At 67.6% G+C, this 12,515-nt stretch carries 13 protein-coding genes; 7 read left to right on the top strand and 6 right to left on the bottom strand.

The genetic code is table 11. The annotated features are described in order from the left end of the window. Positions 1-3 precede the first annotated feature (3 nt). The 4 genes from ABCN56_RS17130 to ABCN56_RS17115 all read right to left on the bottom strand — a co-directional run bounded on the left by ABCN56_RS17130 (position 4) and on the right by ABCN56_RS17115 (position 3,042). Complete coding sequence (locus tag ABCN56_RS17130) at positions 4-978, bottom strand: beta-ketoacyl-ACP synthase III (RefSeq protein WP_343082051.1); 975 nt, start codon at positions 976-978, stop codon at positions 4-6. Further along, a complete protein-coding gene (plsX, locus tag ABCN56_RS17125) occupies positions 975-2,051 on the bottom strand; it encodes a phosphate acyltransferase PlsX (RefSeq protein WP_343082050.1) in 1,077 nt (358 codons plus the stop codon). The genes ABCN56_RS17130 and plsX overlap by 4 nt, the downstream gene beginning before the upstream one ends. A gap of 68 nt (positions 2,052-2,119) precedes the next feature. Beyond that, complete coding sequence (gene rpmF, locus ABCN56_RS17120; protein WP_343082049.1) at positions 2,120-2,326, bottom strand: 50S ribosomal protein L32; 207 nt, start codon at positions 2,324-2,326, stop codon at positions 2,120-2,122. A gap of 167 nt (positions 2,327-2,493) precedes the next feature. Further along, positions 2,494-3,042, bottom strand: a complete 549-nt coding sequence (locus ABCN56_RS17115; RefSeq protein ID WP_343082048.1) for a YceD family protein — start codon at positions 3,040-3,042, stop codon at positions 2,494-2,496. A 108-nt stretch (positions 3,043-3,150) separates the two neighbouring features. Here ABCN56_RS17115 and ABCN56_RS17110 point away from each other — a divergent pair, with 108 nt between their 5' ends. The 4 genes from ABCN56_RS17110 to ABCN56_RS17095 all read left to right on the top strand — a co-directional run bounded on the left by ABCN56_RS17110 (position 3,151) and on the right by ABCN56_RS17095 (position 7,451). Continuing rightward, positions 3,151-3,606 (top strand): outer membrane protein assembly factor BamE, encoded by a 456-nt coding sequence (locus tag ABCN56_RS17110; protein ID WP_343082047.1) that lies wholly within the window; start codon positions 3,151-3,153, stop codon positions 3,604-3,606. A 43-nt stretch (positions 3,607-3,649) separates the two neighbouring features. Next, positions 3,650-4,441 carry a GNAT family N-acetyltransferase gene (locus ABCN56_RS17105; RefSeq protein WP_343082352.1) on the top strand — a complete coding sequence of 264 codons (792 nt, stop codon included), beginning with the start codon at positions 3,650-3,652 and terminating at the stop codon, positions 4,439-4,441. A gap of 113 nt (positions 4,442-4,554) precedes the next feature. Then, the gene (locus tag ABCN56_RS17100) at positions 4,555-6,369 is read left to right on the top strand and encodes an ABC-F family ATP-binding cassette domain-containing protein (protein ID WP_343082046.1); all 1,815 of its coding nucleotides are present in this window, start codon (positions 4,555-4,557) and stop codon (positions 6,367-6,369) included. After that, on the top strand, positions 6,366-7,451 hold the full coding sequence (locus ABCN56_RS17095; RefSeq protein ID WP_343082045.1) for a CaiB/BaiF CoA transferase family protein: 1,086 nt from the start codon (positions 6,366-6,368) through the stop codon (positions 7,449-7,451). The genes ABCN56_RS17100 and ABCN56_RS17095 overlap by 4 nt, the downstream gene beginning before the upstream one ends. Before the next feature lie 4 nt (positions 7,452-7,455). Here ABCN56_RS17095 and ABCN56_RS17090 read toward each other — a convergent pair whose 3' ends face one another. Next, complete coding sequence (locus ABCN56_RS17090; protein ID WP_343082044.1) at positions 7,456-8,202, bottom strand: SDR family NAD(P)-dependent oxidoreductase; 747 nt, start codon at positions 8,200-8,202, stop codon at positions 7,456-7,458. 73 nt (positions 8,203-8,275) lie between these two features. After that, positions 8,276-9,019: a DsbA family protein gene (locus tag ABCN56_RS17085; RefSeq protein WP_343082043.1), complete on the bottom strand. Its 744-nt coding sequence runs from the start codon at positions 9,017-9,019 to the stop codon at positions 8,276-8,278. A gap of 279 nt (positions 9,020-9,298) precedes the next feature. Here ABCN56_RS17085 and ABCN56_RS17080 point away from each other — a divergent pair, with 279 nt between their 5' ends. Genes ABCN56_RS17080 through ABCN56_RS17070 form a run of 3 tightly spaced genes read left to right on the top strand, consistent with a single transcriptional unit; the run spans position 9,299 to position 12,515 of the window. Beyond that, positions 9,299-10,462, top strand: coding sequence for an isovaleryl-CoA dehydrogenase (locus tag ABCN56_RS17080; protein ID WP_343082042.1), 1,164 nt, complete (start codon positions 9,299-9,301; stop codon positions 10,460-10,462). Beyond that, entirely contained in the window at positions 10,459-10,899 is a 441-nt protein-coding gene (locus ABCN56_RS17075; protein WP_343082041.1) for a lysozyme inhibitor LprI family protein, read from the top strand. Before ABCN56_RS17080 ends, ABCN56_RS17075 begins: the two co-directional genes overlap by 4 nt. Positions 10,900-10,910: 11 nt before the next feature. Continuing rightward, positions 10,911-12,515 (top strand): carboxyl transferase domain-containing protein, encoded by a 1,605-nt coding sequence (locus tag ABCN56_RS17070; protein WP_343082040.1) that lies wholly within the window; start codon positions 10,911-10,913, stop codon positions 12,513-12,515.

Below are 12,515 nucleotides of genomic sequence, written 5' to 3'. Positions count from 1 at the left end.
GCGTTACCAGCGAAGAACGACGGAACCCCATGCGAGACCGCCGCCGATCGCCTCCGTCACGATCAGGTCGCCGGTCTTGATCTGGCCGCGTTCCTTGCCGACCGAAAGGGCCAGCGGGATGGAGGCCGCCGAGGTGTTGCCATGGTCCTGAACCGTGACGACGACCTTCTCCATCGGCACCTGCATGCGCTGCGCCGTGGCGGTGATGATCCGGAGATTGGCCTGGTGCGGGACGATCCAGTCCACGTCCGCGCCCGACAGCCCCGCCTTGTCCAGCGCCGTGTGCGCAGTGTTCGCGAGCTTCTCGACCGCGTGACGGAACACCGCGTTGCCCTGCATGCGCAGGCGCCCGGACGTGCCCGTCGTCGAAACGCCGCCGTCAACATAGAGAAGTTCCCGGTGGCGCCCGTCCGAATGCAGGTCGGTGGCGAGGATCCCGCGGTCGGAGGTCGTGCCGGCCGCCTCATCCGCTTCCAGAACCACCGCGCCCGCGCCGTCGCCGAAGAGCACGCAGGTCCCACGATCCTCGAAGTCGAGGATCCGGCTGAAGGTTTCGGCCCCGATCACCAGCACGCGCCCAGCCTGGCCCGAAACGATCAATGCGTTCGCGTTGGCCAGCGCATAGACGAAGCCCGCGCAGACGGCCTGCATGTCGAAAGCGAACCCGTGGGTCAGTCCGAGTCGGCCCTGAACCATCGTCGCGACCGAGGGGAAGGTGAAATCCGGAGTCGAGGTAGCGACGATGATGGCGTCAACGCCCTCTGCCCCGATACCCGCGTCCTTCAGCGCCGCCTCAGCCGCCTTCACGGCGAGATCGGAGGTCGCTTCGTTTTCCGCGGCGAAGTGGCGCCGCTCGATGCCGGTGCGGGTCACGATCCATTCGTCGGTGGTGTCCACTCGCTCCTCGAACCAGGCATTCGGCACCACGCGTTCAGGCAGATAATGCCCGACGCCCCGGACCACGGCACGGATAGTCATTCGGAAGTCCCGTTGTTCGCTCCACCCTCGGCGGCATCCTGCCCCGCGAGACCGGCAGAGGCAACCCGCGCGGCAAGACGTTCGCCGAAGTTCGACTGCGCGAGTTGATATCCCAGTTTGATGGCTGCCGCGACGCCGGTGGCGTCGGCGGAGCCATGCGATTTGACCACCGTGCCGTTCAGGCCGAGGAACACGCCCCCGTTGACCCGGCGCGGATCGATACGGCGCTGAAGACGCTTCAGCGAGGTCAGCGCAAGAAGCGACGCGATGCGCGACAGGGGGGTGGCGGCAAAGGCTTCCTTGAGGAAATCCCCGATCAGCTTCGCCGTGCCTTCCCCGGTCTTGAGCGCGATGTTGCCGGTGAACCCGTCGGTCACGATCACGTCCACGCGGGCGGAGGGGAGGTCGCTGCCCTCCACGAAGCCGACGTAGTCGAACTGTCCGGCTTCCGTCGCGGCGGCGATCAGCTCCTGCGCCTCGCGCAGTTCCGACCGGCCCTTGTGCTCTTCGGTCCCGACGTTCAGGAGGCCGATGCGGGGGCGGTTCAGCCCGAGCCCGTTGCGGGCATAGGAAGCCCCCATCATGGCGTAGGTCAAAAGGTCCCTCGGGTCGGCCTTGATGTCGGCGCCCACGTCAAGCATCACGTTGAAGCCCGCGGGATTGCGCGACGGCCAGAGGCAGGCGATCGCCGGACGGTTGACGCCGGGAAGTTTCCTGAGCCGGATCATCGACAGCGCCATGAGCGCGCCCGTGTTTCCACAGGAAACCACGGCCTGCGCCTCGCCGTTCCGGACGCTTTCGATCGCGGACCACATCGAGGTGCCTTCGCCATGGCGCATGACCTGGCTTGGCTTGTCGTCCATGGTCACGACGCGGTCGCAATGCCGGATCTCGCAGCGCGAGCCGATATCGCCTCGACGCCCGAGAAGGCGCGACAACTCGGCTTCCGGCCCGTGAACGACGAACCGGAGATCAGGAAGCTCGGCTGCGGACGCAATAATGCCGGCGGCAACAGCCGCCGGCCCGCGATCGCCACCCATGGCGTCGATCGAAAGAGTTATCGGCCCCTGCATCCGCGAGGTGTCGTCCCTGCTGCCTTGAGCAAGCGTAGAGGACATGCCGCGGGCCGGGCAGACGGGCGTTATGCCGCGTCTTCGTCCAGGTCGATCTCGGCGGCCTGCGCGACGACTTCACGGTCGTCATAGTGGCCGCACGCGCCACAGACGTGGTGCGGGCGCTTCAGCTCGCCGCAATTCGGGCATTCTGCCGGGTTCGAAGCGACGAGAGCGTCGTGCGCACGGCGCATGTTGCGGCGGGACCGCGTGACTCGGTTCTGAGGGACAGCCATGTCTCAACCTCGGGGTTATGAGGGCCAAGGCCCTGAATTTCCTGGGGTTTCGCCGCTCATGCCCAGAAGGCACCGGGTGCGAAGCCACCGCGTGAATGAGGCCGGGAACATAGCCATATTCTTTGCGGGCGCAAGTCCTTTTGTGCCACTTCCCAAGCTCTTGGTTTTCAGTCCTCGTCGCGCTGCTTCTTCATGAGGTCGGCGAGCCCCGCGAAGGGCCGGCGCGCGGATTCGTCGATCGGTTCGGCACCCGGCGGGGCGGCCTCGGTCTGGGAAAGCTCCGCCCCCTCCGCGCGCGGGTAAAGCGGCAGTGCGAGTGCCAAAGCCTCTACCATGACCTCGCCGAGGTCGATCACCGCGGGAAGCTGCTCGGATGTTTCGTCCTCCGGCATCTCCACCTCGTCGCCCGTGGGCTCGGGCATCTCGGACAGGTAGCGACGGGTCACCCGGTCGTCGATCCGCGTGGTGACGGGGGCAAGCGTGACGACGCAGGGCTGCACTACCGTCGCGCCGAGGTCGGCTTCGAGAACCCAGTCGTGCCGGCCCATCGGGCGGAGTTCGCCCGTGAACGTCAGCTTGCGGACGGCATCGATGCCGAGTTCGGCGGCAATGGTCTGCCGGGCGTCCGCGCCCGGAGAAAGCGAGAACCTCTGCGGCTTTCTTCCAGAGAGTTCAGAGGTCCGTATCGGATGGGTGTAGGGCGTGCCGGGGCTCAATTCTGTCCTCCTTCGGCCGATGGTGCCGCGCGTTTACTTCCTTGAAGCATGGCACGCGCATGTTGTAAGCCGGATAAGAGGCTAAAGCCAGCAAGGCAAGAGGACGACATGGGCAGGTACTTCTCCGGGATTCGCCTCGGCGCTATCGCGCTTCTGCTCGGCCTGCTGGCCGCGTGCTCGGCGACCTACCGGAATCATGGATACGTACCGCTGGACGATGACCTCGCGCTGGTCGTCGTCGGCGAGGACAATCGAGAAAGCGTCGCCCAGAAGGTCGGACGGCCGTCTTCGGCCGGTGTGCTGAACACTTCCGGATGGTATTACGTCGGCAGCCGCTGGAAGCACTCGGGCTGGCGTCCGCCGGAGGAGATCACCCGCGAGGTCGTCGCGATCAGCTTCGACGAAGAGGGCGTCGTCGAGAACGTGGAGCGCTTCGGTCTCGAGGCCGGGCAGGTCGTCGTCCTGTCGCGCCGGGTGACGGACAGCAACGTCAAGGGCGTCAGCTTCATCCGTCAGCTGCTTGGCAACATCGGCAACTTCACGGCCGGCCAGTTCCTGGACTGATGGCGTCCGCGCGGGTCGCGGTTTCGGCCGAAGGGTGCAGGTGGTGCGAGAATACGACAATTGCCGTTTCGGCGCGCGCTTCGCGGAAGGCGCTGAGGACATCGCGCGCGCCCAGCGTTTGCGGTGGCTCGCATTCCGGGCCGGCAACGGGGCCGCCGGGCGTGACGGCTTGGATGCCGACGCGTTCGATCCGCTCTGCCGACATGTCCTGATCGAGGAGACGCGCTCCGGCGCCCTGGTCGCCTGCTTCCGGCTCCTGCCGCTGGCCCGCGGGGCGGAGATCGGGCGGAGCTACGCGGCGCAATATTACGATCTCTCCGGCCTTCTGGACTTCGACGGACCGATGGCGGAGATGGGGCGCTTCTGCCTGCATCCCGATTGGCACGACCCCGACATCCTTCGTGTGGCCTGGGCGGCTACGACGCGATTCGTGGACGAGGAGGGGATTGAGATGCTGTTCGGCTGCTCGTCCTTCGCCGGGACGGAGGCCGAAGTCTATGTCGATGCCTTCGCGATGCTGAAGGAACGCCATCTTGGGCCGAGGCGCTGGCTGCCGCGCGTCAAGGCGCCGGACGTCGTGCGTTTCGCGCGCAACCTGAGTGGGCGCCGGCCGGACCTCAAGCGCGCCCTGAAGGCCATGCCGCCGCTCCTCAGGACATACCTGACGATGGGCGGCTGGGTATCGGACCACGCGGTGGTGGACACGGAAATGGCGACCCTGCATGTCTTCACGGGGCTTGAGATCAGGGCCGTGCCTTCGGGGCGCGCGCGGGCGTTGCGGGCAATAGCGGGGACGGGGCCCGCGATGGCACGGGGCGGCGGCATTCGCGCCTGATTCCGCTGGCGTCGCGCTCGCTTGTGAGGGCAACGGTGTCGGGCTCCTTCGAAGCCCGACCGGACGGCGGCTCCCCATTGACCGCCCGCGCTGGCCCCTGTAGCTCCGCGCACATGGCCCGCGCACCACTTCTTCAGCTTTCCGGACTTTTCCTGACCTTCGGGGGCAATCCCGTTTTCGAGGGTCTGGACCTCGTGATCCAGGGCGGTGACCGTGTCGCCCTGGTGGGGCGGAACGGTTCCGGCAAGTCCACCCTGATGAAGGTGATGGCGGGGCTCGTCGAACCCGACGCGGGAACGCGCGTCGTGCCGCCGGGCGTGACGGTGGGCTACATGGAGCAGGAGCCCGACATGGGCCGGTTCGAGACGCTCGGCGACTATGCCGCGTCCGGCCTGCCGCAGGGGCAGGAGTTCCGTGTCGCGCAGGTGGCCGAAGGGCTGAAATTCGACCCCTCGGCCCCGATCTCCACGGCCTCGGGCGGCGAAAGGCGGCGTGCGGCCCTGGCCAAGCTCCTCGCGGAGGCGCCGGAGCTGATGCTCCTCGACGAGCCAACGAACCACCTCGACGTCGAGGCGATCGGCTGGCTGGAGGAGCAGCTCAAGTCCACGCGGGCGGCCTATGTCATCATCAGCCACGACCGCGCCTTCCTGCGCGCGCTGACGCGGGCGACGCTCTGGATCGACCGGGGCGTCGTGCGGCGGCAGGAGAGGGGATTCGAGAGCTTCGAGGACTGGCGCGAAACGGTCTGGGCCGAGGAGGACGACGCGCGCCACAAGCTTGAGCGCAAGATCAAGGCCGAGGCCCGCTGGGCCGTCGAAGGGATCAGCGCGCGGCGGAAGCGGAACCAGGGGCGTGTACGGGCTTTGCAGGCCCTCAGGGCCGAGCGCGCGGCGATGATCCGCCGTCAGGGCACGGCGGAAATGGCGCTGGACGCGGGGCCGGCCTCCGGCAAGCTTGTTATCGAAGCAAACGGTATTTCAAAGACTTACGACGGTAAGCTGATCCTGAAGGACTTCTCCTTCCGGGTGCTTCGCGGTGACCGCGTGGCCTTCGTCGGGCCGAACGGCGTCGGCAAGACGACGCTTCTGAAGATGCTGACCGGAGAGATCGAGCCGGATACTGGAACGGTGCGGCATGGCACCAACCTGGAGATCGCGGTCTTCGATCAGGCGCGTGCCACGCTCAACCCGGAAGTGACATTGTGGGACGGGCTCGTGAACGACCCCTCGATGCGAGTTTCGGGGCGGTCGGACCAGGTCATGGTGCGCGGCCAGCCACGCCACGTCGTGGCCTACCTCAAGGATTTCCTCTTCGACGAGGCGCAGGCGCGGGCGCCGGTCGGATCGCTGTCGGGCGGGGAGCGGGCGCGGCTGCTTCTCGCGCGGATCATGGCGCGGCAGTCGAACCTCCTTGTTCTCGACGAACCGACGAACGACCTGGACGTGGAGACGCTGGACCTCCTTCAGGACCTCCTCGGCGAATACGAAGGCACCGTGCTTCTGGTCAGCCACGACCGGGACTTCATCGACCGAGTTGCGACGACGACGGTTGCGATGGAAGGCGATGGGCGCGCAGTCGTCTACGCCGGCGGCTGGAGCGACTACCGGGCGCAGCGGGGCGAGCGGGCGGAACCGGAGAAGCCATCGAAGCCTGCGCCGGCAGCGAAGCCGGAGTTCGCGCGCGATGTGAAGAAACCGGCACAAGGGCTTACGTTCACGGAGAAACATCGCCTTGAGGCGTTGCCCGGTGTGATCGAAAGACTGGAGGCCGAGATCGCGAAGCTCGGAGAATTCCTGTCCGATCCGGAGCTTTACGCCAAGGCGCCGGAGAAGTTCCGCAAGGCGTCGGAGGCGCTCGCGGAGCGGCAGACGGCTCTGGCCTCGGCGGAGGAGGAATGGCTGACGCTCGAAGAGAAGTCGGCCGTATGAACGGGCCGCTGGCGGGGCTCAGGGTCGTCGAAATCGCGGGGCTCGGCCCCACACCGTTCGCGGCGATGACGCTTGCGGACATGGGGGCCGAGGTCATCCGCATCGCGAGGCCCGGCGCGCGGCACCTCCTGGGCCTCGACTACGACATCCTGAACCGGGGGCGAGGCTTCATCGAACTGGACCTGAAGGCGCCGGAAGGACGCGAGGTCGCGCGCCGGCTGATCCTGAAGGCCGACGCGCTGATCGAGGGGATGCGGCCCGGCGCGATGGAGCGGTTGGGGTTCGGCCCCGAGGATTTCCCCGGGAACCCGCGACTTGTCTACGGCCGGATGACTGGCTGGGGGCAGGAGGGGCCGCTGGCGAAGACCGCAGGGCATGACATCGGCTATATCGCGCTGACAGGCGCGCTCCACGCCATCGGGCCGGAGGAGACGCCGGTCGCGCCCCTGAACCTTCTCGGCGATTTCGGTGGCGGGGGCATATTCCTCGCCTTCGGCATCGTCTGCGGCATGCTGGAGGCGCAGCGGTCGGGGAAGGGGCAGGTGGTCGATGCCGCGATCACCGACGGGGTCGCGCACCTGATGGCGATGATCCGGGGGATGGCGGCGGCCGGGCAGTGGCAGGACCGGCGCGAGTCCAACATCCTCGACGGAGCGGCACCCTATTACGCGGTCTATCGCTGCAAGTGCGGGGGGCACATGGCCGTCGGCGCGATCGAGCAGCAGTTCTGGGCGGAACTCCTGTCACGCCTCGGTCTGGATCCGGCGGCATTGCCTGACCGCGCTGACCGGGCGAACTGGCCGGCACTGCGGGACATGTTGGCACAACGCTTCGCCGTGCGGACACGGGATGAATGGACGGCGGTCTTCGACGGGAGCGACGCCTGCGCGGCGCCGGTCCTGACCATCGCCGAGGCGCCGACGCATCCGCACAACGCGGCGCGCGGGACCTATGTGGAGCACCAGGGTATGGTCCAGCCAGCCCCCGCGCCGCGCCTGTCGCGGACGCCCGGCACGATCGCCGGGGCCTCGCAAGTCGAGCCGCTGGACCCGGCGGAAGTTCTCGCCCGCTGGGGCGCGTGACGGCTCAGCGCATCCGGAGCGCGCCGTCGAGGCGGATCACCTCGCCATTCAGATAGCCGCATTCGAGGATGAAGCGGGCGAGTGCCGCGTATTCGGAAGGGTCGCCGAGACGGTGCGGGAATGTCACGTCAGCGGCCAGGGCCGCCTGGACCTCATCCGAAAGGCTTTCGAGCATCGGCGTCCGGAAGATCCCCGGCGCGATCGCGCAGACGCGGATCCCCATGCTGGCGAGGTCGCGCGCCAACGGAAGCGTCATCCCGGCGATCCCGGCCTTGGAGGCGGCATAGGCAGCCTGACCCTTCTGGCCATCGAACGCGGCGACGGAGGCCGTGTTGACGATCACGCCTTTCTCCTCCCCCTCGTTCTTCGCCATCTCGGCGGCGGCGAGGCGGATCACGTTGAAGCTGCCGACGAGGTTCACGTCGATCGTGCGGCGGAAGGTTTCGAGCGTGTGCGGCCCGTGGCGGCCGAGCGTGCGTTCCGCCGTGGCGATGCCGGCGCAGTTCACGAGCGCGTTGATGCGGCCCATCCGCGCGACGGCGGCCGAGATGGCGGACGCGACGGAGGTTTCGTTGGTCACGTCGACCTGGGCGAAATCGGCGCCGATCTTGGCCGCGTAGGCGGTGCCCCGCACCTCGTCCCGGTCGAAGATGGTGACAAGAGCGCCCGCGTCGCGCAGCGCGCGGGCCGTCGCGGCGCCCAGTCCGGAGGCGCCGCCGGTGACGATCGCGGCCGTTTCGTTCAGGTCCATATGCGCCTCCCCTCGCGTACTGCACGCGCTGAGCTAGCCCTTAGGGGAGGCCGCTGTCCAGCCTTCTCAGGCGTCAGCCACGAACCTCGGCGACGATGGACTGCATCGCGTCGAGCGGCACGTAGCCGCGCACCATCTGGTCGCCGAGGACGAAGGTGGGCGTGCCCGAGATCTTCAGCCGCTGCGCGAGGAGGTGGTTTTCTTCGATGATCTTAGTCACTTCGGGCGCGTCCATCGCGGCAAGGATCGCATCCGTGTCGAGGCCGAGGTCTTCGGCGAAGGCACTAAGCGTGTCGACGGTGACGTCGCCGCGGAAGTCTTCGTAAAAGCCGTCGTGGACCTTCTTGTAGGCATCCTCGCCCGCAACGCGGAGCGTCGCGATCGCGAAACGGGACGCGATCACGGACTGGTCGCCGAGGATCGGGAATTCCTTGATGACGTAGCGGATGTCGTCGTCGCCATCGACCAGCGCCTGTACGTCCGGGTGCGCCTTCCTGCAGTAGCCGCAGCGGTAGTCGACGAACTCGACGATCGTGATGTTGCCCTCCGGGTTGCCGCCGACCCAGCTCCAGCCGTCGTCGTAGATATCGGCGGCATTGGCGAGAATGAGGTTCGCATCCTCTGCGATTTGCGCCTCGGCCTGCTTCGCCTCGAGCGCGGAAATCGCCTCCATCAGAACCTCCGGGTTCTCGAGCAGGTAGGCGCGGACCTCCGCGCGGAACGCCTCGCGTTCGGATTCGCTCATCGCGGCGGGGTCGAAGGCCAGCGCCGGCGTGGCGAGGAGGAGGGCGGCGAGGCCGAGGGCTGCGGGTTTCATGCGTTGATCGGTCCTGTGGCTATTGGCGCACGCGCCTTGGGTGTTCGGATGACGGGCGACCATCGCCGAGCGGCGGGGCAGGTGCAAGGCCCGCCTGCCTCGGGGATATTCACCCAGTCAGTATCGGTCGGGAGAATAGGGAAGCGTCCGGATCGCCTTCAAGGCAGTGCGGTGCCGATCCCCGGATTGTGAACTCCGGGCCCTGGCGCGCGTTTCGCTTGACGCGACTCGTTTCCTGCCGCATTAAATGAACAAACGTTCAATAAATCGGAGACGGAGATGTTCACCGCATCGATGAGGTTCGATCTGGGCGAGGATGTCGAGGCGCTGCGCGACCACGTGCACCGCTGGGCGCAGGAGCGGCTGAAACCGCTTGCCGCCGGGATCGACCGGGACAACGTCTTCCCGCACGAACTGTGGCGCGAGATGGGGGATCTCGGGCTTCTGGGCATCACCGTGCCGGAGGGGCTGGGCGGCGCGGGCATGGGCTATCTTGCCCATGTCGTCGCGACGGAGGAGATCGCGCGGGCCTCGGCCTCGGTCTCGCTGTCCTACGGTGCGCACTCGAACCTCTGCGTGAACCAGATCAAGCTAAACGGCAACGACGCACAGAAGGCGAAGTACCTGCCGAAGCTGATTTCCGGCGAACATGTCGGTGCGTTGGCCATGTCCGAGACGGGCGCCGGATCGGACGTCGTGGGGATGAGGCTGCGGGCCGAGAAGCGGAACGGGTACTACGTTCTGAACGGCTCGAAATACTGGATCACCAACGGGCCGGATGCCGACACGCTGGTGGTCTATGCCAAGACCGACCCGGAGGCGGGATCGAAGGGGATCACCGCCTTCCTGGTCGAGAAGGGCTTCAAGGGGTTCCGGCAGGGGCCGCATTTCGACAAGCTCGGGATGCGGGGATCGAACACGGGCGAGCTGATCTTCGAGGACTGCGAGGTTCCGTTCGAAAACGTCCTGGGAGAAGAAGGCCGGGGTGTCCGGGTCCTGATGTCGGGGCTCGACTATGAACGCGTGGTGCTGTCGGGGATCGGCACGGGGATCATGGCGGCCTGTCTCGACGAGGTGATGCCATACGTGGCCGAACGCAGGCAGTTCGGGCAGCCGATCGGGAATTTCCAGCTGATGCAGGGCAAGATCGCCGACATGTACACGGCGATGAACACCGCGCGGGCCTATGTCTACGAGGTGGCGAAGGCCTGCGACCGGGGCGAGGTGACGCGCCAGGACGCGGCGGCCTGCGTGCTGTATTGTTCGGAACAGGCGATGGTGCAGGCGCACCAGGCGGTGCAGGCGCTGGGCGGCGCCGGATTCCTGAACGACTCCACGGTCTCGCGCCTCTTCCGGGACGCCAAGCTCATGGAGATCGGCGCGGGCACCTCCGAGATCCGGCGCATGCTCGTGGGGCGTGAGCTCATGGGGGCCATGGGGTGAGGCGAGGGCTGCATCTGGCCGCCGCCGCGCTCATTGCTGCGCCCCCGGCGCTGGCGGCCGGGATGGCCGACCGGGTGGAGATCTGTCTGCAGGTATCGAAGGGCTTTGGCCGGGCCGAGATGCTCGCCCGTTGCCTCGGCCGGGAAACGCGGGCCTGTCTTGCCGCGACCGACGCTGCACCGGCGATTGCAGTGCCGGCGTGCCTGGAGGGGGAATATCACGGCTGGCAGGAACTGGTGGACCGGCTCTGGACCGATGTCGAACGCACCCCCGAAGCGGAGGCGGAGCAGCGGGACTGGCTTGCGCGGCGCGAGGAGGAATGCGCAGCGCCCGCGCGGCTTCGGGTCGATCCCGAGCTGCGGAACGCGATCCTGTGGCGCTGCCGGCGCGACCTGACCGCGGGGCGCGCGGTCGACTTGTTCCTGACCCTGTCCTGAGGAGGGCGGCGATGAAACTGATTTCCCAGGCGCTTCCGACGTCGGATGCCTTTCGTGCCAACCGCGCCGCGCACGAGGCGGCCCTTGCGCGCGTGGCCGAGGCCGCGGCGCTCGCGTCGGCCGGAGGGGGCGAGAAGGCCCTCGCGCGGCACGTCGCACGCGGGAAGATGCCGCCGCGGGAGCGTGTGGCAAACCTCCTCGATCCCGGTTCGCCGTTCCTCGAGGTGGGCGCGACGGCGGCGCACGCGATGTACGACCACGCGGCCCCCTGCGCGGGGCTGATCGCCGGGGTCGGCCGCGTGATGGGGCAGGAGGTCATGGTCGTCTGCAATGACGCGACCGTGAAGGGCGGGACCTACTACCCGATGACGGTGAAGAAGCATCTCCGCGCGCAGGAGATCGCGGAAGAATGCCATTTGCCCTGCGTCTATCTGGTGGACTCGGGGGGCGCGAACCTGCCGAACCAGGATGAGGTCTTCCCCGACCGCGACCATTTCGGGCGCATCTTCTACAATCAGGCGCGGATGAGCGCGAAGGGAATCCCCCAGATCGCGGTGGTGATGGGCTCTTGCACGGCGGGCGGGGCCTACGTGCCTGCCATGTCGGACGTCACGATCATCGTGAAGGAACAGGGCACCATCTTCCTCGCCGGCCCGCCCTTGGTGAAGGCCGCGACGGGGGAGGTCGTTTCGGCCGAGGATCTCGGCGGCGGGGACGTGCATACGCGGCTGTCGGGCGTTGCGGATTACCTTGCCGAGGACGACGCGCATGCGCTGGCGCTGGCACGGCGCGCGGTCGGGTCGCTGAACCGCCGGAAGCCCGAGACGGTGGTCTGGGCGAGCCCGGAGGACCCGGCCTATGACCCCGAGGAGATTCTCGGCGTCGTCCCGGCCGACCTGCGCACGCCTTACGACATCCGCGAGGTGATCGCGCGCGTCGTGGACGGTTCGCGCTTCGACGAGTTCAAGCCGCGCTTCGGCGAAACGCTGGTGACGGGCTTCGCCCATGTGATGGGGTGCCCGGTGGGGATCGTCGCCAACAATGGGGTCCTGTTCTCCGAGGCCGCCGTGAAGGGGGCGCATTTCGTCGAGCTGTGCTCTCAGCGCGGCATTCCCCTGGTGTTCCTGCAGAACATCACGGGCTTCATGGTCGGCCGGAAATACGAGAACGAGGGCATCGCGCGGCACGGGGCGAAAATGGTGACGGCCGTCGCCACGACCTCGGTGCCGAAGGTCACGATGATCGTCGGCGGCTCGTTCGGAGCGGGGAACTACGGCATGGCGGGGCGGGCCTACTCGCCGCGCTTCCTCTGGACCTGGCCCAATTCCCGGATCTCCGTCATGGGCGGCGAGCAGGCGGCAGGCGTGCTCGCGACCGTGAAGCGCGAGGGCATCGAACGCGCGGGCGGCAGCTGGAGCGCCGAGGAGGAGGCCGAGTTCAAGCGCCCGACGATCGAGATGTTCGAGCGCCAGTCCGATCCGCTCTATGCCTCCGCGCGGCTTTGGGACGACGGGATCATCGACCCGAGGAGGACCCGCGAGGTGCTGGCGCTGTCCCTGAGCGCGGCGCTGAACGCGCCCATAGCCGAGACGCGTTTCGGCGTCTTCAGGATGTGA

This window comes from Ostreiculturibacter nitratireducens (genome assembly GCF_032670585.1).
GTDB lineage: Bacteria > Pseudomonadota > Alphaproteobacteria > Rhodobacterales > Rhodobacteraceae > Ostreiculturibacter > Ostreiculturibacter nitratireducens.
The sequence above is the reverse complement of the archived record's forward strand: the minus strand, read 5'-3'. Positions and strand labels throughout refer to the sequence as shown.